22 protein-coding genes are annotated in these 23,150 nt (G+C 59.2%); 16 read left to right on the forward strand and 6 right to left on the reverse strand.

The features are described 5' to 3' along the window. Window positions 1–19: 19 nt before the first annotated feature. The 9 genes from CAY35_RS00955 (at window position 20) to CAY35_RS00995 (ending at window position 10,901) form a co-directional block, all read left to right on the forward strand. Window positions 20–1,006 (forward strand): FKBP-type peptidyl-prolyl cis-trans isomerase, encoded by a 987-nt coding sequence (locus tag CAY35_RS00955; protein ID WP_109302937.1) that lies wholly within the window; start codon window positions 20–22, stop codon window positions 1,004–1,006. Window positions 1,007–1,074: 68 nt separating this feature from the next. Further along, complete coding sequence (locus CAY35_RS00960) at window positions 1,075–1,476, forward strand: FKBP-type peptidyl-prolyl cis-trans isomerase (protein ID WP_101630130.1); 402 nt, start codon at window positions 1,075–1,077, stop codon at window positions 1,474–1,476. 52 nt (window positions 1,477–1,528) lie between these two features. Next, window positions 1,529–3,634, forward strand: a complete 2,106-nt coding sequence (locus tag CAY35_RS00965) for a helix-turn-helix transcriptional regulator (RefSeq protein ID WP_109302938.1) — start codon at window positions 1,529–1,531, stop codon at window positions 3,632–3,634. 8 nt (window positions 3,635–3,642) lie between these two features. Continuing rightward, entirely contained in the window at window positions 3,643–4,044 is a 402-nt protein-coding gene (locus tag CAY35_RS00970) for a hypothetical protein (protein WP_146191887.1), read from the forward strand. Window positions 4,045–4,190: 146 nt separating this feature from the next. Continuing rightward, window positions 4,191–4,463, forward strand: a complete 273-nt coding sequence (tatA, locus tag CAY35_RS00975; protein WP_204881192.1) for a Sec-independent protein translocase subunit TatA — start codon at window positions 4,191–4,193, stop codon at window positions 4,461–4,463. 45 nt (window positions 4,464–4,508) lie between these two features. Continuing rightward, window positions 4,509–5,294, forward strand: coding sequence for a twin-arginine translocase subunit TatC (tatC, locus tag CAY35_RS00980; protein WP_109302940.1), 786 nt, complete (start codon window positions 4,509–4,511; stop codon window positions 5,292–5,294). 126 nt (window positions 5,295–5,420) lie between these two features. Next, entirely contained in the window at window positions 5,421–8,438 is a 3,018-nt protein-coding gene (locus tag CAY35_RS00985; protein ID WP_258265563.1) for a DEAD/DEAH box helicase, read from the forward strand. Next, window positions 8,431–10,161: an amidohydrolase gene (locus tag CAY35_RS00990; RefSeq protein WP_109302942.1), complete on the forward strand. Its 1,731-nt coding sequence runs from the start codon at window positions 8,431–8,433 to the stop codon at window positions 10,159–10,161. The genes CAY35_RS00985 and CAY35_RS00990 overlap by 8 nt, the downstream gene beginning before the upstream one ends. Window positions 10,162–10,166: 5 nt before the next feature. Next, on the forward strand, window positions 10,167–10,901 hold the full coding sequence (locus tag CAY35_RS00995) for a polyprenol monophosphomannose synthase (RefSeq protein WP_181377434.1): 735 nt from the start codon (window positions 10,167–10,169) through the stop codon (window positions 10,899–10,901). 115 nt (window positions 10,902–11,016) lie between these two features. Here the strand turns inward: CAY35_RS00995 and CAY35_RS01000 are convergent, their stop codons facing one another. From CAY35_RS01000 to CAY35_RS01020, 5 genes are all read right to left on the reverse strand, one after another. Further along, on the reverse strand, window positions 11,017–11,364 hold the full coding sequence (locus CAY35_RS01000; protein ID WP_101629296.1) for an RNA polymerase-binding protein RbpA: 348 nt from the start codon (window positions 11,362–11,364) through the stop codon (window positions 11,017–11,019). Between the two features lie 139 nt (window positions 11,365–11,503). After that, on the reverse strand, window positions 11,504–12,481 hold the full coding sequence (locus tag CAY35_RS01005) for an SPFH domain-containing protein (protein ID WP_109302944.1): 978 nt from the start codon (window positions 12,479–12,481) through the stop codon (window positions 11,504–11,506). 3 nt (window positions 12,482–12,484) lie between these two features. Further along, window positions 12,485–12,946, reverse strand: coding sequence for an NfeD family protein (locus tag CAY35_RS01010; RefSeq protein ID WP_101629298.1), 462 nt, complete (start codon window positions 12,944–12,946; stop codon window positions 12,485–12,487). Window positions 12,947–12,987: 41 nt separating this feature from the next. After that, window positions 12,988–13,947, reverse strand: coding sequence for a methyltransferase domain-containing protein (locus CAY35_RS01015; RefSeq protein ID WP_109302945.1), 960 nt, complete (start codon window positions 13,945–13,947; stop codon window positions 12,988–12,990). Between the two features lie 44 nt (window positions 13,948–13,991). Next, window positions 13,992–14,600, reverse strand: a complete 609-nt coding sequence (locus tag CAY35_RS01020) for a peptide deformylase (protein ID WP_181377435.1) — start codon at window positions 14,598–14,600, stop codon at window positions 13,992–13,994. Between the two features lie 231 nt (window positions 14,601–14,831). On the opposite strand from CAY35_RS01020, the gene CAY35_RS01025 reads away from it, so the two are divergent. Both CAY35_RS01025 and CAY35_RS01030 read left to right on the forward strand, forming a co-directional pair. Further along, the gene (locus tag CAY35_RS01025) at window positions 14,832–15,197 is read left to right on the forward strand and encodes a DUF3054 domain-containing protein (protein WP_181377436.1); all 366 of its coding nucleotides are present in this window, start codon (window positions 14,832–14,834) and stop codon (window positions 15,195–15,197) included. Between the two features lie 124 nt (window positions 15,198–15,321). Next, on the forward strand, window positions 15,322–15,603 hold the full coding sequence (locus CAY35_RS01030) for an Lrp/AsnC family transcriptional regulator (protein WP_109302948.1): 282 nt from the start codon (window positions 15,322–15,324) through the stop codon (window positions 15,601–15,603). A gap of 98 nt (window positions 15,604–15,701) precedes the next feature. On the opposite strand, the gene trpD is transcribed toward CAY35_RS01030, so the two are convergent. Next, window positions 15,702–16,745, reverse strand: coding sequence for an anthranilate phosphoribosyltransferase (gene trpD, locus CAY35_RS01035; RefSeq protein WP_109303065.1), 1,044 nt, complete (start codon window positions 16,743–16,745; stop codon window positions 15,702–15,704). 233 nt (window positions 16,746–16,978) lie between these two features. Here trpD and ctaE point away from each other — a divergent pair, with 233 nt between their 5' ends. The 5 genes from ctaE to CAY35_RS01060 all read left to right on the forward strand — a co-directional run bounded on the left by ctaE (window position 16,979) and on the right by CAY35_RS01060 (window position 23,147). Beyond that, window positions 16,979–17,629, forward strand: coding sequence for an aa3-type cytochrome oxidase subunit III (gene ctaE, locus CAY35_RS01040; protein ID WP_109302949.1), 651 nt, complete (start codon window positions 16,979–16,981; stop codon window positions 17,627–17,629). Window positions 17,630–17,687: 58 nt separating this feature from the next. Continuing rightward, window positions 17,688–18,488 (forward strand): cytochrome bc1 complex diheme cytochrome c subunit, encoded by an 801-nt coding sequence (qcrC, locus tag CAY35_RS01045; RefSeq protein ID WP_109302950.1) that lies wholly within the window; start codon window positions 17,688–17,690, stop codon window positions 18,486–18,488. An 81-nt stretch (window positions 18,489–18,569) separates the two neighbouring features. Beyond that, window positions 18,570–19,625, forward strand: coding sequence for a cytochrome bc1 complex Rieske iron-sulfur subunit (qcrA, locus tag CAY35_RS01050; RefSeq protein ID WP_101629305.1), 1,056 nt, complete (start codon window positions 18,570–18,572; stop codon window positions 19,623–19,625). A 5-nt stretch (window positions 19,626–19,630) separates the two neighbouring features. Then, on the forward strand, window positions 19,631–21,298 hold the full coding sequence (gene qcrB / locus CAY35_RS01055; protein ID WP_109303066.1) for a cytochrome bc1 complex cytochrome b subunit: 1,668 nt from the start codon (window positions 19,631–19,633) through the stop codon (window positions 21,296–21,298). A gap of 232 nt (window positions 21,299–21,530) precedes the next feature. Beyond that, the gene (locus CAY35_RS01060; RefSeq protein ID WP_109302951.1) at window positions 21,531–23,147 is read left to right on the forward strand and encodes an ABC-F family ATP-binding cassette domain-containing protein; all 1,617 of its coding nucleotides are present in this window, start codon (window positions 21,531–21,533) and stop codon (window positions 23,145–23,147) included. Window positions 23,148–23,150 lie beyond the last annotated feature (3 nt).

Genomic DNA, 23,150 nt, shown 5'->3' on the forward strand with positions numbered 1-23,150 from the left:
CTGAGAAGGAAGGTTTTCAGTGCGCAAATTAGCTGCTGCAACCCTGGCCGGTGTGCTGGCCTTGTCCCTGGCCGCATGCTCAGGTTCGAAAGAAGAACCAGAGAATTCCACATCGGGGGATGCGCAACTTCAAACCCCTTCACAGAGTGCTGACAAGGGCGACGCAAGCAAGCCCGTCGACTTGAGCTCGGTCAAGATCACTCATGACGGCAAGGACTCCGTATCTGCTGAGTTCGATACCCCGCTCAACGGCAACAAGCCGCTAGCGAAGGTCATCAACAAGGGCGACGGCCCCAAGGTCAAGGACGGCCAGAGCCTCCAGCTGCGCATGGCGACGTTCGATGCAGCCACCGGCAAGGAACTCCAGCCGGGTAGCTATGAGCAGGCACAAGGTCTGACCCTGGAAAAGGATGCTCTGGCTGGTGTCGAAGGGCTGTACGAGGGTCTCAAGGAAGCCACGGTAGGCTCCGATATCGCTTACTTCATCACGACCCCTAACCTGGATAGCCCGCAGCTGTGGGTCATCCACGTTGAGGAAGCGAAAGACCCTTCCGTGCAGTGGAAGAAAGCCACGATGCGCGGCGATAAGCCAACGGTCGACAAGGGCAAAAACGACACCTACACGGTCAACATTCCTAAGTCGGATGCGCCTAAGAAGCTGATCGTCGATGTCATTGACGAAGGTAAGAAGGGTCCGAAGGCCACCAAGGAATCCAAGGTGACCGTCCGGTACGCCGGCGCGAAATGGTCTGACGCTAAGCAGTTCGACGGCAACTTCGATGCTCCAGAGTCCACTTCCTTCGGCCTCAACCAGGTCATCGAAGGTTGGACGGAAGGCCTCGAGGGCCTCAAGGCTGGCACGACCGTGTTGCTCACGATCCCGGGCGAGAAGGCATACGGCGAAGAAACCCCGGGCCAGCAGAGCAGCTCGCCAATGGGCACGCTCGTATTCCTCGTGACCATCGAGAAGGTCGAAGACCAGGGCGACCCTCGCGACAACGACTAACCAGCGGGCGATATAGCCTCGCTGATCACACGTGCCAGAACAGGGTGCCAGAACAGGAGAGAATCACCATGTCATTCGGACAGCGTAACTTCGACCTCGACCGGGAAAAGCCAGAAATCGATTTCCCGGGAGCCGATGTTCCTACTGAGTTGAAGATCATTGACGAGATCGAGGGCACCGGCTCCGAGGTCAAGCGTGGATCCCACGTCACGACCCACTACGTCGGCGTCGCGTTCTCTTCGGGTGAAGAGTTCGACGCATCGTGGAACCGCGGCCAGCCGCTCGAATTCACGGCGGGCATTGGCCAGGTCATCCAGGGATGGGACGAAGGCCTGCTCGGCATGAAGGTCGGTGGCCGTCGTCGCCTCGAGATCCCAGCGAACCTCGCATACGGCGAGCACGGAGCGCCTCCAGCGATCGGCCCTAACGAAGCCCTCATCTTCGTTGTCGACTTGCTGGCCGTCCGCTAAATCCACGTACCCGATGCGCGCGAGCTAAGCGCGTAGCGTAGAGATACAGCCCGTGAGCACAAGCAACATCAAGCCTGTGAGCCCTGCGGCGAAAGCCGTGGGGCTCATGCGCGTGCTCACATCAACCCGCATCGGGCTCACAGCAGCCATGCTCCGCGATCGTATCCCCGATTATCAGGGCTTAAGCGACGCAGCTTTCGAGCGCGCATTCGAACGCGACAAGAGCCGCCTGCGTTCCCTCGGAATCGAGCTTACGGTCGAAAAGCTTGAGGCAGACGCCCTCGGGGAGGTGCGGTACCGGATCGACCTGCCCGCGCATCGGCTGCCTGAACTGCATCTGAGCGATCAAGAACGTCTTGTGACCGCGCTAGCCGCGGCCGCTGTGGGCGGTAGCGGATGGGGATCTCACGCGCGTCGGGCATCCGTGCGGCTTGGGGGAGTGAGCACATCATCGCCTGGCGCTGGCGCTGGTGCGCGCGCTGAGCTGTCGGGCCCGCCGGACGCGGCCGAGGCGCTCATCCTTGCAGCTTTGTGCGAATATCCGGTCTCTTTCGATTACCGCGCGGCGAACGGTGAGCGCACCGAACGCCGGATCCTGCCGTGGGGCGTTGGTCAGCTGGCGGGCCGCTGGTATGTGTTCGGGGGCGACATCGAGCGCGGCGGCGAGCGCATGTTCCGTTTGGATCGAATCCAGGGGAGTGTTGCGCAGGCAAATGCTCGCAAAGCCGAGATGATCCACGAGATCTATGGGCGCCCAGACAAGTTTTCGATGCGGGACGAGCTCGCCCGGCTCACGCATCGTGACCTGCTCCAGGAGGTGTGGGTTGCTCTGCCGGAAGGGGCGGGCGCTGAGCTGAAAGCCCGCGGCCGCTCCATGGTGGAGGACCGTGGTGTTGAGGTTGTCGCGGTCGATGGCGTGTATTCCGATGTGATTCGCGAGTGCGCGGCCGTTGGTGCCGCTGTTGTGGGGCCCGGTGATGTTGCCCAGGACCTCGCGGATACCGCGCTGATTGAGGCAGCACTGGCCGCACATGATTCGGCTGGTGAGGATCAGTCGTCGCCGCGTTTGCGTTTATCTGCAGGCGGAAGGCCGTCGACTGATCAGGTTTTGGCAGACGTCATCAGTTTGGCTTCGGTGATTCAGTCTGAAGGGGCCCAAGATATTGACGAGCTTGCTACGCGTTTTGCGGTGCCTCGTTCTGAGATTGAGCGCTGGCTTGCCACACTCGAGTTGGGTGCGCACATCGTAGAAGACGTTTCAACCGATCAGGCGAGCTTCGGGCTACGCCTTGATGGCAATACCGTTGAGCTGTCCGCCGATGAGGGGCTCACGTATCCGCTGAACGTTTCACTTCAGGAAGCTACGGCTTTACTGCTGGGTTGTGAGCTGTTGCTGTCCGTCCCTGGCCTCGGACCGTCAGTGCACGATGCGGCGGACGCCGTGGTTGAAAAGCTCACGCAGGCGCGTGCGCAACTCAACGATTTCAGCGCGATCGTGGCGAGCGAACCCGGACAGCATCGCGGTGAAACCTTGCGGTTTGCTGAGATGCTGGGGCAGGCCATTGCTGAACAGCGCACGGTGCATATGCGCTACGCGAGTTTCGAAGCGACGACCGAACGGAACATCGACCCGCTCACGCTTGTCCGCTTTGACGACAAGCTGTATGTGAGGGCGTGGTGTCACCTGCGTGGTGGGGAACGCACGTTCAACGTTGAGCGGATCGTCAATCTGGAAGTGACTGACAAGCAAGCAACCCACACGTTGTCTGATGAGCGCCCAGCGACCTCTACCGGCTTTGCAAGCGGCGGTGGCTTTGTAGGCGGCGATCGCGGTACCGAAGCGTTGCTTGGGTTCGGGCGGGATTCCCAGTGGATGGTTTCCTCGTTCCGGCCGAGCGTGACGCGGCGGACGGACACGGAGGTCATTGCTCGAGTTAACGTTGTGAGCGTTGAATCGATTGCCCGAACTGTTGCCGAAACCGGTGGTGACGTGCGAATCGTCTCGCCTCCGCAACTGCGTGATGACGTCCGTGCGGCGCTTGAAGACCTGCTGGAGAGTTCACGCCGTTGCCGTACAGTGGGCACTGAGCTGGTTTCTCAACTAGCTGTTACACCCACAAAGAATCCCAACCCCACAAGCAAACAGGAGCAAAAGTGAATTGGTTCATGTGGACCTTGTTATGGCTCGCGCTTTCGTTGGGCCTGATTGCGATGCTCGCGTGGGGTGTCCTGCATCTGTGGCGTAAGTTCCGCGCGTCGATGGTGGATGTTGCACAGGCGGGCGACAAGGTTGCCGATGCGCTACAGACTGAAGCCGATGAGGTTCCTTCTTTGCCAGCTGAAGATCGTCACGGAACCCCAGTGGGCTGGGACGCTACGTTCGCTGACCCAACCGTGGTGCGTGCTGGCCGGGCCATCAAGCGTGACGAACGTGTTGAAGCGCGCCGGAAGCGGCGCATCGACATGCTGTGGGCCACCGGGCGTCCACGCCGCTGGGGTGACATCCACGACAACGACGAGGCGGATATGGATGGGACTGCCGTCGCGGATGAGCCTCGCGGCGTGTGAACTGTGCGGGCAATGTGAACTGGGCGCCCCAGTAACCGGAACGTTGATCACCGAGACCGTAGGGCCCCTGCACTAGAATAAGAGAAGCGAGCTGACAACCCATGTTTGGCGGGTTGTCTCACCGAACACTATAAGGAGCAGCAACTATGCATCCGCCGTCACCCATGGCCTGGGCGATCATCATTGTCGTCATTCTTGTGCTCTTCGCGTTGCCCAAGTTGCCGAAGATCGCGCGCAGCCTGGGTGAATCTACCCGCATCTTCAAGTCGGAAATGCGGCAGATGAAGAAGGACGAAGAAGCGGAACGTAACGCCAGCAAGGACGGCGCCGCGGAGTCCGGCACGGCTGAGAACCAGGCGAAGGAACCTCTCGAAGGCCGCATCGTAGACACCCCGCAGGCTCGGGAAGACAACAAGTAATTCTCAGCGGTGTCGAGTACTCGGCGGAAGAATACCGGCGGGCATATGCCCTTAAAGCGGCACTTTAAAGAGTTCCGCAACCGGCTCATCGTTTGTGTTATTACGCTACTGATCACGTCCATCGTCGGCTTTTTCCTCTATAAGCCGGTGATGGCGTTCCTGATCAAGCTTGTTTCCGACCTCGGCGGAATCATCAACTTCGGTTCGGCGATCGCTCCGCTCGATGTGATGATCAGGGTTTCGCTGTGGATCGGCATGGTCCTGGCGGCGCCGATGTTCATTTGGCAGATCTGGGCGTTCATTGTCCCGGGTCTGCTACGGAAGGAAAAGCGGCTCACGATCTCGTTTATGAGTGCCGCGATCCCACTGTTTTTGCTGGGTGTCGCGCTGGGTATCTATGTGATCCCTCACGCGCTGCGGTTCTTCCTTTCGCTGACTCCTGACAACGCGGGCAACATCATCCTGGTTAATGATTTCCTCCCGTTCGTGACGCGATTGACGATCGCCTTCGGTATCGCGATGGTCCTGCCAGTAGGCATGGTGGGGCTCAACGTGGCCGGTATTTTGCCGGCGAAATCGATCCTGAAACACTGGCGCATCACGGTATTCCTCATCACCGTGTTTTCTGCGATTGCGGCGCCGGGCGGCGATGCGCTGAGCATGTTCTTCATCGCAGGCCCGATGTTGGTCTTGTTTATCGCGGCGACGTTCTTCTGCTGGGTCCTTGACCGGCGGCGTGCAAAGCGTGAAGCGAAAGCACGCGTTGCCGGACCTAGCGAGGTTGAGGCGCCGCGTACCGTTTCCGCGCCTAAAGGAAGTGATGATCTTTAGAAGACACCGTGATTGAGGCGTGCATTTGCGCAGCAAACATCGTCCGTATGTAACTCTTTGAGACCGCCACCATGGGTTCCTCTGTGAGAGGCCCAGCCCGAGTCAAGAATGTATCGAGGACAAGACGTGTCATCTGAAGTAGAGGGGCTCAGCCCCGCCGAACGTTTCCAAGCAGCCGCGGAACGGCAGCGTCGGAGCCGGACCGAAGTGGGCAGGTTCGCATCAACGTTTTCGTTCGATTTGGATGAGTTTCAGCTCTCGGCCTGCGAAGCCCTTGAAGAGGGCCGCGACGTGCTGGTGGCGGCACCTACGGGAGCCGGCAAGACCATCGTGGGCGAATTCGCGGTTCATTTGGCGCTTGCCCGTGGAACTAAGGCTTTCTACACGACCCCGATCAAGGCGCTATCGAATCAGAAGTTTTCTGACTTCGCCCAGACGTATGGCGCACACAACGTCGGCCTGCTGACGGGGGACACGAGCATCAATTCGGAAGCGCCCATCGTTGTCATGACCACCGAGGTCCTCCGCAACATGCTCTATGCGGGGTCGACGACACTCGATGGACTCGAATATGTGGTCATGGATGAGGTGCACTATCTAGCGGATAAGGACCGGGGTGCTGTCTGGGAAGAAGTGATTCTGCACTTGCCACAGCGGGTTCAAGTTGCCTCGCTATCGGCCACGGTTTCGAACGCTGAGGAGTTCGGCGGCTGGTTGAACTCGGTGCGTGGAGCCACCGATGTTGTGGTGACGGAGCACAGGCCAGTCCCGTTGAGCCAGCATGTTTTGGTGGGTAAGCAGCTGGTAGATCTGTTTGCTGAGGATGTTTCTTTCGACGAGACCGCGGGTGTCGATCAGCTCGTGAATCCGCACTTGATGCGGTTGGCGCAGCAACAGAATTCTCGCGATGGTTTGCGGGACTGGCGTTCGCCTCGCGGCGGTTCACATGGGCGTGATGAGCGTGGACGCCGCGATCAGAAGGGTCGCCGCGGCGGGCGTCATGGCCGCGGCCGCGGGCGTCAAGGTGGACGTTCGCGGCGTGCCAAGGAATTCAAAGAGGATGCGCTGCGCTATAGCCGCGGGGAGACATACGCGGCTCACCGTGCTGACCGCAGCGAGCACGCGCGCATTGGGCATGAGCAGCATGAGGAATATCATCTGGTGCCGTCGCGGGCGCAACGCCCTGACGTCGTGATGACGCTTAAGAAAGCTCAGCTACTTCCTGCGATTGTTTTCATTTTCTCGCGTAAGCAATGTGATCTGGCGGTTCAGCAGTGCATCAACGCGGGTCTTCGGCTTGCAGATAAGCATGAGCAACGGCTGATTCGCGAAGAGCTCGATGATGTGGCCCAGAACCTGCCAGCTGAAGATCTCGATGTGCTGGGTTACTGGCAGTTGCGTGAGGGCCTGTTGCGGGGTGTTGTGGCGCATCACGCGGGTATGGTTCCTGTCTTCAAGGAAGCCGTTGAGAGGCTGTTTGTCCGTGGCCTGATCAAGGTCGTCTACGCGACCGAGACCCTTGCGCTCGGTATCAATATGCCGGCGCGCTCGGTAGTTCTTGAGAAGCTCGATAAGTTCAACGGCGAAACTCACGTGCCGATTACGCCGGGGGAGTACACCCAGCTCACGGGCCGTGCTGGCCGCCGAGGCATCGATGTTGAGGGCCACGCTGTTGTGACGTGGCATCGTGGCATGGAGCCGGGCGAGGTTGCCGGTTTGGCTTCTAAGCGTACGTACCCGCTGAACTCTAGTTTCCGCCCGACGTACAACATGAGCCTGAACCTCGTGCGGCGCTTGGGCGCTCCGAAGGCCCGTGAGGTCCTCGAACGTTCATTTGCCCAGTACCAGGCTGACGCATCGGTTGTTGGTCTTGCTCGCCAACTCGATTCACGTGAAGAGTCCCTCGATGGCTACGCGGAGGCGATGGCTTGCCACCTGGGCGACTTCAAGGAGTACGCGCAGCTTCGCGCCGAGCTTTCGGCGGCGGAGAAGGCCGCATCGTCGGGTCGGAATCGGGCGCGCAAGAGCGCGATAGAGATGTCCTTGGATTCGCTGATGCGCGGTGACATCATCGAGGTCGGGGGACGCCGTGGGCTTGGCGTGGTCGTTGTGACGCAGCCGAGCCCATCTTTGCGGGATCCGCGGCCATTCGTTGTCACGATGGAAGGCGCGGGCCGCCGCTTGAGCGTCAACGACCTGGACACGCCGGCCGAGGTGCTGGCTCGTGTCAAGGTGCCTAAGTCCTTCAAGGGAGCCTCCCCGAAGGAGCGCATCGAGCTGGCCCGCCGCGCACGCAACGCCGTCGCCAACAGCTCGCAGAAACATCGTCAGGCGTCAGTGGGCTTCGCATTCCCTGGACAGCAGGATGCGACAGAGCGCATCGAGGAGTTGCGTTCTAAGCTGAAGGCTCATCCGTGCCATCAGTGCCCCGAGCGGGAACAACACGCGCGCTGGGCCGAACGGTATCAGCGTCTCAAGCGGGAAACGGACCGGATCCACGGCGAGATCCAGGCGCGAACCAATTCGATCGCGCGGACTTTCGACCGTGTGTTGCACGTTCTGGAAGAAGTCGGCTACGTCAAGGGCAGGGGCCAAGAAGCTCGGGTCACGGATGCCGGCACAGTGATGTTGCGCATGTACGGCGAACGCGACCTGCTGACGTGCCTCGTGGCCAACACGGGCCTGTTTTCTGGTTTGTCTCCGGCCGCGATGGCGGCCGCCGCGACGATGTTTGTTTTCATGCCTAAGCGCGATGCGGATGTGGTTCCGCACGTATGGCCGACCGGTGTGCGTCCCATCTGGGATGAAGCCGTCAGCATCGCTGAGGAGCTCACTCACCTCGAGAAGAAGCACCACATCGAACCCACGCCGGCACCGGACTGTTCGCTCGTTCAGCCGATGCACAGCTGGGCCATGGGCGAAGACCTCGCTGACGCGCTGTTCGCCTCGCCGATCGAGGCTGGCGATTTTGTGCGTTGGGCTAAGCAGACCATCGATTTTCTGGGTCAAATCGCGAGCAACGAGGCGATCGCGCCAGATGTGTGTGCGACCGCATCGGCCGCTGCAGACCTGATCTCGCGAGGCATCGTGGATGCGTCATCGGTGATTGAAGAAGCGTTAGAAGAAGAGGAAACAGGTGACTAAGCCGGTCATGTACGTCGGCGCTGCGATTTACGCGCCGGAGGACCCGTTCGCCACAGCGATGTTGGTTGAGAACGGAACCATCGCGTGGATGGGAACCCACGCTGCCGCGAAGAGCATCATGTCGGACGCGATGACCGTGGTCGATGTAGAGGGGGCGCTGATCGCTCCGGCGTTCGTGGATTCGCACGCGCACATCACCGAGACGGGCCGGCACTTGGCAACCCTCCAGCTGGATCATGTCCGCTCCAAGCAGGAGTTCCTCGACGAATTGTCCCGCTACGCTAAGGGCCTTGATCCCAAGCAACGCGTGCTGGCTTCCGGTTGGGACGAAACCCTGTGGGACGATCCAGGGGCACAGGACAGCTCCGATGCTGATGCGGATACCGACGCGAATGCTGCAGTCTTGCCGACTGTCGCGGAGCTGGACCGTGCTGTGGGCTCGCGCCCGGCGTACGTGCTTCGCCGGGATCTGCACACGGCTCTCGCTTCGAGCGCGGCGCTGACTGCGGCCGGGCTTGAGGTTCCATCCGGGGATCTTGACGGTGCATGGATGAGCGAGCATGAACATCACGTTCTGCGCGAGTGGGCGCTCACTGCAAGCGACGACGAACTCCGCTTATGGCAACGCACAGCTCTGAGCAGCTTCGCGAAAACCGGGCACGCGCTGGTCACGGAGATGTCGGCGCCCCACGTGTCTGGCCGCCGGGACCTCGATGTTCTGCTCGCCGCGCGAGAGAAAGAAGCGCAGGCGCTCCCCTCTGTTCATGCGTTCTGGGCGCAGCTTGTCGAGACCGAAGCGGAAGCGCGGGAGCTCGCCGCCTCTTTCACCTCCAACAGCCGATACCGGCGTCTGGCGGGCATCGGCGGGGACTTGTCGATGGACGGCTCGATCGGCGCCTATACGGCGGCTTTGCGGCACGACTATGCGGATGCGCCGGGGGAGAAGGGGCAACTACTGTTGACCCCGCAACAGGTTGCTGCGCACGTGATTGCGTGCGTCAACGCTGGCATTCCAACCGGTTTCCACGCGATCGGCGACGCCGCTTTGGACGCTTTGCTCGAGGGGTACAGGATCGCCGCTGAGGAGGTGGGCGCGCGGGCTATCCGTCAGCAGCGTCACCGCATCGAACACGCTGAGATGTTGGATGCCCATCACATCGAGGCGATGTTGGAGTTTGGCCTGACCGCGAGTGTTCAGCCTCGTTTCGATGAGTTGTGGGGCCACGCGGGCGACATGTATGACGCTCGCCTTGGTGTTGAGCGTGCGGCAAGCATGAACCCGTTCGGTTCGCTATCTGCGGCAGGCGTGCCGCTCGTGTTTGGCTCGGATGCGCCGGTGACTCACGCTTTGCCGTGGAAGACGATTCGTTCCGCTATGCATCACCACGATGCGGATCAGACTCTTCCCGCACGCGCAGGTTTCCTCGCGCACACGCGCGCCGGCTACCGTGCACTCAACATCCCTGACCCAACCGCTGGTGTATTGCGTTGGGGTGCCGCTGCGACGTTCGCGATCTGGGAGCCGAGTGAGCTCGTCGTGGGGTCGACTGACCTTTCACGAACCAGTTTCTCGACGGACGCGAGAGCCCGTACCCCGATGCTTCCGGACCTTGAAGCCGATTCCTTGCCGGAATGCTGGGCTACCGTTCGTCACGGCGAGATCCTGTGGGACGGCAAGGGCTTGCACGGTGAACTTCACAGCGGATCGGAAGGGCTAGAATGACCACTGTGCGTGTACTGACTATCATCCCTACCTATAACGAGATCGAGACTCTCGAAAGCATTGTCAAGCGGGTCCGTTCAGCTGTACCGGACGTCGACATTCTGATCGCTGACGATAATTCCCCGGACGGTACCGGCAAGCTTGCCGATGAGATCGCGGAGCATGACTCTCAGGTTTTCGTTCTGCATCGTCCTGGTAAGCAGGGCCTCGGCGCTGCTTATCTTGCAGGTTTCGCCTGGGGCAAGGAACGCGGCTACGACGTCTTGATTGAGTTGGATGCGGATGGCTCGCATCAGCCGGAACAGTTGCCTCGTTTGCTCCGTGCGATTGAGCGCGGGGCGGATGCAGTGATCGGTTCCCGTTGGGTGCCTGGGGGAGAGGTCAAGAATTGGCCTGCGTCCCGCAAGGTTCTTTCGAAGGCGGGATCGTTTGTTTCCCGTTTCTTCTTGGGGCTCAATCTCAAAGACATCACTGCAGGCATGCGTGCCTACAAGGCTGAGATTCTTACGGATGAGTTGCTCGGTTCGATCGAGTCCGTGGGCTACGGATTCCAGATCGATATGACGTTCCAGATTGCGTTGGCTGGCCACAAGATCGTGGAGGTTCCCGTGACCTTCATCGACCGTGAGCTGGGTGAGTCGAAGATGAGCGGCAACATCATCGTTGAGGCGCTACTGAACGTGGTCAAGTGGGGTTTGAAGGCTCGCGCCAAGAAGCTCGCGAGCTTGCTTAGAGGTTAGAAGTCCACGGCGAGAAGCCTGCGGCTTGAAACGCAAAGCGTGTGGGCGGTGTCGACATCCAATGTCGACACCGCCCACGCGCTTAAGTTCAGCGGAAGCGTTTACTTCTTTGAATTCACTTTTTTGGCTTCTCTCCGCGGGCTTCGCGGAGCTGGTTCAAGCGGTCCTTGAGGATCACTTCAAGCTCGTCGAACGAGCGGCGTTCAAGCAGCATATCCCAGTGGGTGCGGACCGGCTTTTCTTTGGTCGGTTCCTCTTCGCCACCGTCAATCCGCTTAGCCTTCTTGCCGGTCTTGGTGTACCAAATCGTAGGTACTTCGGCTTCGAGGGCGAATACGACGTCCATGCGTTCGCCGTCTTCGGTCTCGTATGTCACGGTCTGGCGTGCTGCAGGTTCAACGCCCGCTTCGGACTCCATCGACTGAGACCCAAGACGCATACCGCGTAGGCTGCGATCGCTCACACATTCTCCTCAGTGTTAGCTTGTCGTGATGATTCATTCTCCGGGTTCAACAACGGTGAGTGCGAGATTATTCCCGCACTCACCGTTATACCTGGAAAAGTAATGCGTTAGTTCTTGTCAGCGTTAGTTCTTCTCGGCGTTAGTTTTTCTCGTCGGGCTCGGCAGAGCCGTCCTTGTCAGCAGAGTCGGCGCCGAACGCGCTACCGAAGCTCGCGCCAGGCGCACCGAACGCGTTGCCGAGGCCCTTCATAGCGTCGGTCACGTCGGTTGGGATGAACCACAGCTTGTTGGACTCGCCTTCGGCGATCTTAGGCAGCTGCTGCAGGTACTGGTAAGCAAGCAACTTAGGCGACGCATCAGCCGAGTGGACGGCCTCGAAGACGTTGCGGATCGCTTCAGCTTCACCCTGCGCACGCAAGACGGCGGCCTTCGCTTCACCTTCAGCCTTGAGGATCTGAGCCTGGCGCTCACCTTCAGCGGTCAGAATCTGGGACTGCTTGACACCCTCAGCGGTGAGGATCGCGGCGCGGCGGTCACGTTCAGCGCGCATCTGCTTTTCCATCGAGTCCTGAATCGACATTGGCGGGTCGATCGCCTTGAGCTCAACGCGGGATACGCGGATGCCCCACTTGCCGGTCGCCTCGTCGAGGACGCCACGGAGCTGGCCGTTGATGCGGTCACGGGAGGTCAGCGCTTCTTCAAGGTTCATGCCACCCACGACGTTACGCAGAGTGGTGGTGGTCAGCTGCTCAACCGCGCGGATGTAGTTCTCGATCTCGTAGGTCGCGTCCTTCGCGTTGGTCACCTGGTAGTAGACGACCGTGTCGATGTTGACCACGAGGTTGTCTTCGGTGATGACAGGCTGCGGCGGGAAGGTCTGGACCTGTTCACGAAGGTCGATGACCGGGCCGAGGCGGTCGATGAAAGGAACCACAAGCGTCAGGCCGGCTTTAGCTGTGCGGTGGTAGCGACCGAGGCGCTCAACAATGCGTTCGCGGGCCTGCGGGATGATGTGGATGGACTTGACGAGGACGATGAGCGCAATGATCACGACCACGAGCGCCACAACGAGCGCCGGGGAGATGAATGGCTCCGAAGAGGATTCAAACGGTGACATGTTTTAGCTTTCGTATGTCCGGACAGGGGAGATGTAGGCGGTTGCACCCTGGACACGATCGATGACGACGTGTTCGCCGGGTGCGATGCCTTGAGCGAGGGTCGTGCGGGCGGTCCAGGTGTCGCCGTGAACGCGAATCAGCCCGGTGTGGTGGGTGACGCGCTCGACCACGACGGCGTGGCTGTTGATGAGTCGGTCAACATTGGAGCGACCGTCTGATGTTCGTTTACGCAGCATCCGCATCGCGAAGGGGCGCAGCGTCAACATGAGGATCAGCGAAACCGCGCTGAACACGATGAGCTGGAGCCAGAACTCGGCATCTGCCAGCGCAGTGAAGGTCGCGACAAGCGCGCCGCCTGCAAGCATCGCGAACCATAAATCCAGCGATAGCATTTCGATGCCCAGCAACAGGAGCATCACGACGAGCCAGAAGGCCCACCCGTTTTCGAGGATCCATTGCATCATGGCTTTATTTTCGCATGAGTCATACTTTTTTGGGAGCTTATTCAGGCTTTTGCGGGAGTTTGTGTGAAAGCGCTGACTTGAACGTTGCACGAGACGCTCAGCTGAGCCAGCTCAGTTTCTTCAGGGGAGAGCTCGATCGATTCGCGTTCAATGCGTTTGGCGATCTCGTCTCGGCTCTGGTGGTGGCCTGCAGGTCCCATGTGCGCTAGCGCGGCAACCGCATCGTGAGTCAGTTGCATCGAACGTTTGATGGTGTATTCGCCAGCAAGCTCGAACCCGTGGCGGCGGGCTTCTTCGCTGAGATGCTGTTGCTTGTCCTCCTGAATGCTCAAAAGGCCCGCGAGCCCTCGTATTTCCACGAGGTGCTCAGGTAGGGGAGTCACAACGATCAGAGCGCCCCGAGGCTTGAGGACTCTGTGGAATTCTTCCCAGTTGCGCGGCGCGAACACGTTGAGGATCGCGTCGGCACAATGCGAAGCCACGGGCCATGGGCGCCACACATCCCACACAAGCGACAACGCGCCATCGACCTGCGCCGCGCGTTGGGCCGCCGCCGGCGAGATATCGAATCCAATCCCACGGGCGTATCCGGCTAGCCCATCCAAAGCGTGCTTGAGGTAGTAGCCCGTCCCGCATCCGGCGTCGAGCATGAGAGGAGAGGCATTTGAATCCTCGATCCCGATGGCGTGGCCTGCGTGTTCCGCGATTGCGGTGCGGATGGCTTGTGCGATGGGTTCGTAGTAGCCGGACTCGAGGAACTCGACCCGCGAAGCAACCATCTCGCGGGTGTCCGGCGTGAATGAGGTTCCGCGTCCGGTGAGCAGGTTGATGTGGCCTTGGCGGGCCGCGTCGAATCGGTGGCCCTCGGCGCACGATGCGAAGGACGGCTTTCCGTGTTCCCTGCGGTGAACGGTCAGCGCAGCTGAGTCGGTGCCGCACACAGGGCACGTGAGCGGCCAGGGAGCGTTGCCTGCTACGGTGTATGTATTATCTATTGTCATGGCATGAACCCTTGTGCAAGGGGAGTGATAGCGATATGATCGCTTTAGAAATGCAACGCTTCCCGGGCTTCGTCGGCCGTTGGTGCGGCCCACATGTGCGCGTAGTTCTCGTCTGTGCAGATGCTGCGGATATGGGCCTTGTCGATGTAGATGATGCCAGCGAGGTGGTCGGTTTCGTGCTGGAAAATGCGGGCCTGCCAGCCTGAGAGTTCACGCGTGTGCTGTTGTCCGTCAAAGCCAAGCCAGGTCGCGCGGATGTCTGCAGGGCGTTCGACTGCAGCGGTGTAGCCAGGCATTGAGAGACAACCTTCGTAATGGGTTGCTGTGCGGGTTCCGATCGGCTCATAAGACGGATTGAGTATGACCATGAGCTCGAGCTTTTCGCGCTCGCGCGCCTGAGCGAAACTTTCTGGAATGTCGTACATGTCCTCAAGAACGGCTAGACGCAAGTTGACGCCAACTTGAGGTGCTGCGACACCAACGCCTGGCGCATCGTGCATTGTGGCAACCATGCGGTCGATGAGCTCACGCAACTCAGGTGTGTCGTTGCCGTCCCAGTCGTTACATACCTGGCGCAAAACTGGGTCGCCGACGTGCACAAGCGGCAAAGGCTGTACGGACTCGTCGTGTGTTTCATTGAGTTCAGCGGACATGTGCATCATTATCGCACTGCGGTTGTGTGTAGATGTTTGTGTCTCAGTCGCACTGTGCAACTTACATCTAAGGCTCACTGTGTATATGTCTGTGCGGTACGTTCCGTCCTAACCAATATAAAGCGCCGATAATCTACATTATGTCAAGTAGCGCTTAGGGGCACGCCCAAGCGCCGAGATGTTCCCTCATGTGACGCTCCGTGCGCCCCTCTCCCGCATAGACTAATGAGTATGCAACGTTTCGTGTGGATCCTGTGGCTCATCGTCGACCTCGCACTCATGGTTGTCTTCGCAACCACCGGGCGTAGTTCGCACAATGAGGAACTCAGCGCAGGCGGCATTTTCCAGGTCGCATGGCCGTTCATGGTTGCTGTTGTTATCGCATTCGCTGTGACGCGTGGATGGGAAACCTACTGGAAGATCTGGCCGCACGGTTTTATTTATTGGGGCCTCGTCGTCATCCTGGGCATTTTGCTGCGTGTTATCGCCGGCTCGACCGCGGCTATGCCGTTCATCCTCGTCACGGCAGGTGTTTTGTTCTTGTTCCTGATTGGCCGGCGCATGATCAGCGGACTGTTCATGCGCCACCGGGTCTAGTTGACATGGTGAGTGGCCACTTCCCCACTGTTTCTACGAGTTAACGCGTATGTACGCCGCGTTCGTTCTCCGCGCGTAAAGTGGCTAACAGGACCTAGATAAAAGGACTTAGATAAGGATTGTCATGATTACTGCATTCGTCATGATCGACGTTGAAGCCGACCGCATTCCAGAAACCGCTCAGCAGATTTCGGAGCTCGACGGCGTATCTGAGGTTTATTCCGTTGCGGGTGGCGATTGGGACCTCATCGCGATCGTCCGCGTCATGAACCACGAAGACCTCGCCGAGGTCATCCCAAACCACCTCAACAAGGTTCAGGGTGTCGTGTCCACGACGACGAACATCGCCTTCCGTGCTTTCTCGCAACACGATCTCGAAGCCGCATTCTCGCTCGGCCTCGAATAGAGCTCAGTGGCGATATTTCCTTTAACGCTGTGAGGCGTGGCTAGCTCCGAAACGAGCTAGCCACGCCTCACTGTTTAAGTCTAGTCTGCCTAGGTTGCTTAGCTTTCTTGGGTGGCGGAGACCCATGCTTCAAGCACCTTCTGAGCGGCGCCCGAATCGATCGATTCCTCTGCGGCGCCGTACTTTGCGGCTATCCGGTCCTTGAAAGAGCCCGTCGCGTCTTGATCGAAAGCAACCAAGGCGGCTGCCGTGTTGAGCAGAACCGCATCGCGAATAGGACCCTTCTCCCCCGCCAGCACATCGCGCACAACCTGAGCGTTGTGCTCAGCGTCCGCGCCACGCAAGTCGTCCAGGGTGGCCCGTGGGACACCGATGTCCTGGGCATCAAACATGAAGGTTTCGATATTGCCGTCACGGACTTCCCACACCTTATTAGACGCGGTGGTCGTGAACTCATCGAGGCCGTCTTCGCCGCGGAACACGAGTCCTCGCTTACCGCGCTTGGCCAGAACGCCAGCCATGATCGGCGCCATCGGGGCGATAGCACAACCAATCACTGAAGCGCTCGGGTCGGACGGGTTGGTGAGTGGGCCCATGAAGTTGAAGGCCGTCGGCACTCCAAGCTGAGCACGCGCCGGAGCTGCAAACCGCATCGATGGGTGGAACACCTGAGCAAAGCAGAACGTGAGCCCAGCCTTCTCAAGGACAGGCAGGAGCTTCTCCGGTTCGATGTCGAGCCGGACGCCGAGCGCCCCGATCACATCAGCTGAGCCCGACGAGCTGGATGCTGCACGGTTACCGTGCTTGACGACGCGTGCACCCGCGCCGGCGCATACGAGCGAAGCCATCGTCGAAATATTTACGGTGTTCTGGCGGTCGCCGCCAGTGCCGACGATGTCGAGGGTCTCCCCCGTTACATTGAGCGGACGAGCCGCCGCGACCATCGAATCAACGAGGCCGGTGAACTCATCAACCGTTTCACCCTTGGCCCTCAGCGCAACCAGAAAGCCGGCAACCTGGGCGTCGGTTGCGGAACCTTGCATGATTTCGCGCATTGCCCACGCGGCTTGAGCAGTCGTGATGTCACGACCATCCATAAGTGGTGCGAGGATCTGGGGCCAGGTGAAAGTTTCATTAGTCATCGTCACGTGGTCAGATTACAAGGTCACGGGGCAACAAGCGGTGAACGTGACGACAATCATGTAACTCTTTGAGGTTAAGACACGCCAGGTGCCGTATAAGCCTAAGAGCGACATGCCGCAGCCTATGTTGCGAAACCTCTAAAAGCCTGTGAGTAAGCGGCTAAACGGTCATGCAAGACATCTGCAGCGGCGTGCCGTTGGGCAAAATCGATCTAAATAGGGATAATGGTTCCGTGACCACTGCGACTTCATCACTCAGCAAGCAGGGGCAGGCCATTCCTCGCCGCCCCAACATGGTGGCCGTCGGAACCATCGTTTGGCTGTCGTCCGAACTGATGTTCTTCGCGGCTCTATTCGCCATGTATTTCACCCTCAAGGCCACAAGGCCAGACGTCTGGGCAGCGGATACCCAGCATCTGGCCTTCCCTCTTGCCTTGATTAACTCGACGATCCTCGTGCTTTCGTCGTTCACCTGCCAGATTGGCGTGAACAAGGTCGAAGCACACGGTAAGCCTGCGGTTCCGCGGCGTACCGGTGGAATCTTCGAGATCAGCAAGTGGGGGCTGGCGGAATGGTTCATCCTGTCGTTCCTGATGGGTGCCATCTTCGTTGCCGTGCAGTCCTTCGAATACGCCGAACTTGTACAGGCAGGCGTGACGTTCTCGTCCTCGGCCTTCGGTTCCGCCTTCTTCATCACCACGGGCTTCCACGGCCTCCACGTGATCGGCGGTCTGATTGCCTTCCTGATCGTCATTGGACGTACTTACATGGCACGCAACTTCGGTGCCCATGAAGCGTCCTCTGCCATGGTCGTCTCCTACTACTGGCACTTCGTTGACGTAGTGTGGGTGGCCCTGTTCATCATCATCTACATCCTGAAGTAGTACGCGGCCTAGCCCGTCATCACTTCATTGCCCACAAACCCGAATTGAGGATCCGCACGTGAAGGCTTTGTCCCAGCGCCGGCGATCGCCCCTCGCTCTCCTCGCCTTGCTTGTGCTCGGCTTGGTAGCGACCGGTGGTGTATACACAATTGCCGGTTCCGTAACTTCCGCCAATGCTGAAGCCCAGGCTGTAGCCGAGGGCGACGTAGAAAACGGCGGCAAGCTTTTCTCTGCTAACTGCGCAACCTGCCACGGCGTTAACGCCGAAGGCACCCCTGCTGGCCCAAGCCTGATTGGTGTAGGTGCAGCATCGGTTGACTTCCAGGTTGGCACCGGCCGTATGCCTATGCAGATGCAGGGCCCACAGGCTCAGATCAAGCCAAAGCAGTTCTCCGAGCAGCAGACCGCCGACCTTTCGGCTTATGTCGCTTCCCTCGGTGCAGGCCCAGCTATTCCGTCTGACGACGTTCTGGACCACTCCAACCTGACTCCAGAAGAGATCGCTGACGGCGGTACGATCTTCCGCGTCAACTGCGCTATGTGCCACAACGCTGGTGCATCCGGTGGTGCTCTGACCCGCGGTAAGTACGCACCAACCATTCACGGCGTTTCCGAGAAGCACATCTATGAGGCCATGGTCACTGGTCCTCAGAACATGCCAGTCTTCAACGACACCAACCTCCCGCCTGAGCAGAAGCGCCAGGTTCTCGGTTACCTCAAGATGCTTGAGAACGAGGGCAACCCAGGCGGCTTCCCACTCGGTGGTTTGGGTCCTGTGGCTGAGGGTCTGTTCATCTGGACAGGCGGCCTCGCCCTGATCATCTCGTTCACCATCTGGATCACGTCGCGTCGCGCCTAATGATCCACGTGCTCCCCGGCTCCGGCCGGGGACGCATACGTCATCTCCACTTGCACATCTAAGAGAAGGTAGTAAGCCACTATGAGCGACGAACGTCACGGCAACCCGCACACGTCGGGTGCCGTCGATCCGGTCGGTCAGGGAGGAACTTCTAAGGAGTTCCAGAACCCCGGTCTACCGCCGCACACCCCGCGTATCACCGACGTTGATCCGAAGGCAGAAAAGCGAGCATCTCGCCAGGTCTTCGTTTTGTTCCTGATCTCGATCCTGGGAACAATCCTGTTCTTCTTCGGTTACTTCGGTGTCGGCCACACCGGCATCGAAATCGGCACCAAGCTGCGTCTGCAGAACACCCTCATCGGTCTGGGTACCGCATTCGCGATGCTCGGCATCGGTCTCGGCATCATCCACTGGGCTAAGTCCCTCATGCCAGACCACGAGGTCATTGAAGAGCGCCACGAGCTTGCCCCAGAGGCTGGCCGTGCTGAAGCTCAGCAGATGATCGAAGAGATCATTGAAGAGTCCGGTATGAGCCGCCGTAAGGTCCTCACCGGTACCCTCATCGGTGCAGCAGCAATCGCACCGCTGCCAGCGATCTTCATGTTCCGCGACCTTGACCGCAGCAAGAAGACCGCAAACCAGATGGTCGACCAGCTTCGTCACACGATGTGGCACGAAGGTGTTCGCCTGGTTCGTGACCCTTCCGGTCTGCCAATCAAGGCTTCCGACATCCAGATCGGCTCCGCAGTACACGTCATCCCTGAAGGCCTCAACGAGCTCAAGGAGAACAAGCTCAACGAGAAGGCCAAGGCTGTTGTGCTGGTCATGCGCCTGTCTGAAGAGAAGATGCACATCTCCCCTGGCCGTGAAGACTGGCACGTCAACGGCATCGTTGCATACTCCAAGATCTGCACCCACGTCGGTTGCCCGATCGCACTGTACGAGCAGCACACACACCACCTGCTGTGCCCATGCCACCAGTCGACGTTCGACCTCACGCAGGAGTGCAAGGTTGTCTTCGGCCCGGCGTCGCACGCTCTGCCGCAGCTTCCAATCACCGTTGACGATGAAGGCTTCCTTGTCGCCCGTAGCGACTTCCAGGAGCCTGTCGGCCCGAGCTACTGGGAGCGTGGTTGATCACTATGACCAACACAGTGACTGAATACCAGGCAAAGACCAAAACTGGTCGCATTGCCAACTTCGTTAACACCCGTACCGGCGCTCAGGCGCTTGTCAAGGAGTTCGGCCGCAAGGTCTTCCCAGACCACTGGTCATTCATGTTCGGTGAGGTTGCCCTCTACTCGTTCGTGATCCTCCTGCTGTCCGGTACGTTCCTGACGTTCTTCTTCGATCCATCGATGACGCACGTCACCTACACCGGCTCCTACCCTGGCCTCCAGGGGATCGGCATGTCGGCGGCCTACCACACCGCACTCGACCTCTCGTTCGACGTTCGCGGTGGCCTGTTCATGCGCCAGCTGCACCACTGGGCTGCACTGCTCTTCGTAGCTGCAATGTCCGTTCACATGCTGCGCGTGTTCTTCACCGGCGCGTTCCGCCGTCCACGTGAACTGAACTGGGTTGTCGGTTGCGTACTGCTCATCTTGGGCCTCGCGGCAGGCTTCACCGGCTACTCCCTGCCAGACGACCTCCTCTCCGGTAACGGTCTGCGCATTATCGACGGTGTTATCAAGGCGATCCCGGTCGTCGGTACCTACATCTCGATGTTCCTGTTCGGTGGCGAGTTCCCAGGCGAACACATCATTCCTCGCCTCTACGTGCTGCACATCCTTGTGGTTCCAGCGATGATCCTCGCAATGATCGTTGTCCACTTGATGATGGTCGTAGTGCACAAGCACACCCAGTACCCTGGCCCAGGCCGCACCAACAACAACGTTGTCGGCTACCCAGTTGGTCCTGTTTACGCAGCAAAGGCTGGCGGTTTCTTCTTCGTCGTCTTCGGTGCGTTGGCATTCATCTCGGGTGTATTCCAGATCAACGCGATCTGGCACTACGGTCCATACGACCCGTCGCCGGTCTCCGCTGGTACTCAGCCTGACTGGTACATCGGTTGGGTTGACGGCGCGTTGCGTCTCATGCCAGGTATGCTCGGCGACTTCTCGTTCGAGCGTCACATATCCTTCCCATGGGGCGACAACACCTTCGCATTCGCAGTGCTCTTGCCAGCGCTCGGCCCGGCACTGTTCCTGTTTGCGCTGATGTTCGGCTGGCCATGGATCGAACGCTGGATCACCAAGGACAACCGCGAGCACCACATCCTCGACCGTCCACGTAACGCTCCGTTCCGTACGGCCGTTGGTGTTGCAGGTGTGATTTTCTACTGCGTCATGTGGGCGGCAGCGTCCTCTGACCTCGTAGCAACGCACTTCAAGGTTTCGCTCAACGACGTCACCTACTGGTTGCGCGTCCTGTTCTTCCTGGGCCCAATCCTCGGCTTCATCATTACCCGCCGTATCTGCCTCGCGCTTCAGCGTAAGGACCGCGAGACCGTCTTGCACGGTAGCGAATCCGGCATCGTTCTGATGAGCCCAGAGGGTGGCTTCCACGAGAAGCACACCCAGCTCAGCGAGTACGACCGCTGGCAGCTGGTCTCCTACAACTCGCCTGCCTACATCCCGGCTCAGCCTGATGAAGACGGCAAGATCACCAAGAAGGAGCGTCGCCGCGCCAAGTGGGCCAAGTTCTTCCTCGAGGACCGCGTCGCACCGGTCACCCCGGCAGAACTCGAAGCAGCTCACGAACACCACGATGAGATCGAAGGATCTGATCACCGTTCGGTAGAGAAGTAAGCTTCAACACCACACAGTCAAAGGGTGGGTTCGAAACTATGGTTTCGAACCCACCCTTTGCGTTACCCGGGCTCTGTCGACAGCATCCTTCTAGCCAACAGCCACGCTCAACTGGTGTGTATGATACATAGTCATGAACAAATGAACTCCACCCCCGCTTCTAACGGCAGCAGTCGGCACGCTATAGGTGCCCATTGTGTTGCTAGAACCTAGCAATGCTCAGGAGATCACTATGCCTTCCATCAAGCTCGATCATATTTCTTTCGCATACGGTTCACACCAGGTACTAGATGAGGTGTCACTCAACGTTGGTGATGGTGAGCGAGCCTTCCTTGTGGGACCCAATGGCTGTGGCAAAACCACGCTCCTGAACTTCGCCTCGGGGCTACTTAAACCAGACAGCGGTCGTATCACCTCCGGGGTTGTTGGCGCACCGATTCCAGAACCGGAACGCTTCAGCGGTACTGTAGCGGAGTATTTTGCGACCGCGTTGGCACCGTTGCATGAACTGTCGAGACGCTTCGAAGAAACCACTGCATCGCTATCTACTGGCGACACCGGCGTCGAGCGCGAATATGACCAGCTTTTGGCAGCGATGACCGCACGCGATGTCTGGTCACTCGAAGCACGCCTAGATGAAACACTTGAAGGCCTAGGTCTAGGGGCGCTTTCTGGTTCTTCGGAGCGTCTGCTCACGAGTCTCTCCCCCGGTCAGCGTGCACGCCTTCACTTAGCTACGCTACTCACGCTACGACCAGACGTGCTGATACTCGATGAACCGACAAATCACCTGGACCGTGAGGCGATCGACTTCCTCACCGCGATGGTCTCCAGGTGGCCCGGCCCTGTGCTTGCAAGCAGTCACGACCGTTTGTTCATTGAGAACGTTGCGACTGTCATCTACGACATGGACATCACGGTTTGGCAAGAGCTCGCTAGAGCAGAAGGCCACGAGCTTACAGGTGGACTGTTCCGTAACGGTGGCAACTACTCGCAGTATCTCGACGCGAAAGAAAAAGCTAGGCAATCACATCGTCAGATTCACGCCGAGCAACAAGCAGATAAACGTCAGATACGCGAGCACCGTAACGAGAGCATGACAATCGCGCGCGGCGGGGTACGTCTCAAGACCGCGAGGGGTATGGCAAAGAAGTTCTTCGCCGACCGCGCAGCCGCGACATCCGTCAAACGCACACGCAACGATGACGTCAAGCTAAAGCGACTAGAAGAGCGCGAAGTCCGTAAGCCACGCGACTATCAACTCGAACTCAGCATCCCAACTCCAAAGCCACAAGAAGGCCTAGCTCTCAGCATTCGGCACGTTGCTGTCGAGCACCGGCTGACACCGTGCGACCTCGACCTATCTGCCGGTGAACACCTTCTTGTAACTGGCGAAAACGGTGCCGGAAAATCGACTTTGCTGCAGTGGATCGCCACCGCTCAGCCGCCCGAGGGCGTCCTCTCGTCAGGGAGCATAACTCGCAAGGAGCCCGTGACTATGGTTCCGCAACGACTTCCAATGGAAAACGACCCGGGGTTCACCGTTGATACTTGGTGCAACGGTGTGGGCGAGCTCGGTAAGGGCGTCATCCACCCAGCAATGTGGTCTACCCCGATTCCTGAGTTGTCGGATGGAAACCAACGCAGAGCGCAATTAGCTGTTGCCATATCAGCACACCCGACAACACTGATCGTGGATGAGCCAACCAACTATCTGGATCTCGACACCATCGAGTCGTTGGAACGAGCCTTACGTGACTGTCCGGGAACACTGATCATAGCGAGCCACGATCGGTGGCTGATAGAGCATTGGCAGGGCCGCCATCTCCATCTGCAGTCATGCAGTTAAAAG

Source organism: Pseudoglutamicibacter cumminsii (assembly GCF_003143995.1).
Lineage (GTDB): Bacteria > Actinomycetota > Actinomycetes > Actinomycetales > Micrococcaceae > Pseudoglutamicibacter > Pseudoglutamicibacter cumminsii_B.

Bases quoted from the DNA above. Each gene is read 5' to 3' on its own strand.
- CAY35_RS01030 (WP_109302948.1), top strand. From the start codon at position 15,322: ATGATTACTGCATTCGTCATGATCGACGTTGAAGCCGACCGCATTCCA.
- CAY35_RS01010 (WP_101629298.1), bottom strand. From the start codon at position 12,946: ATGATGCAATGGATCCTCGAAAACGGGTGGGCCTTCTGGCTCGTCGTG.
- CAY35_RS01015 (WP_109302945.1), bottom strand. From the start codon at position 13,947: ATGACAATAGATAATACATACACCGTAGCAGGCAACGCTCCCTGGCCG.
- qcrA (WP_101629305.1), top strand. From the start codon at position 18,570: ATGAGCGACGAACGTCACGGCAACCCGCACACGTCGGGTGCCGTCGAT.
- tatC (WP_109302940.1), top strand. From the start codon at position 4,509: ATGCCCTTAAAGCGGCACTTTAAAGAGTTCCGCAACCGGCTCATCGTT.
- CAY35_RS00970 (WP_146191887.1), top strand. From the start codon at position 3,643: ATGTGGACCTTGTTATGGCTCGCGCTTTCGTTGGGCCTGATTGCGATG.
- CAY35_RS01060 (WP_109302951.1), top strand. From the start codon at position 21,531: ATGCCTTCCATCAAGCTCGATCATATTTCTTTCGCATACGGTTCACAC.
- qcrB (WP_109303066.1), top strand. From the start codon at position 19,631: ATGACCAACACAGTGACTGAATACCAGGCAAAGACCAAAACTGGTCGC.
- CAY35_RS01005 (WP_109302944.1), bottom strand. From the start codon at position 12,481: ATGTCACCGTTTGAATCCTCTTCGGAGCCATTCATCTCCCCGGCGCTC.
- trpD (WP_109303065.1), bottom strand. From the start codon at position 16,745: ATGACTAATGAAACTTTCACCTGGCCCCAGATCCTCGCACCACTTATG.
- CAY35_RS01025 (WP_181377436.1), top strand. From the start codon at position 14,832: ATGCAACGTTTCGTGTGGATCCTGTGGCTCATCGTCGACCTCGCACTC.
- CAY35_RS01020 (WP_181377435.1), bottom strand. From the start codon at position 14,600: ATGTCCGCTGAACTCAATGAAACACACGACGAGTCCGTACAGCCTTTG.
- CAY35_RS00960 (WP_101630130.1), top strand. From the start codon at position 1,075: ATGTCATTCGGACAGCGTAACTTCGACCTCGACCGGGAAAAGCCAGAA.
- tatA (WP_204881192.1), top strand. From the start codon at position 4,191: ATGCATCCGCCGTCACCCATGGCCTGGGCGATCATCATTGTCGTCATT.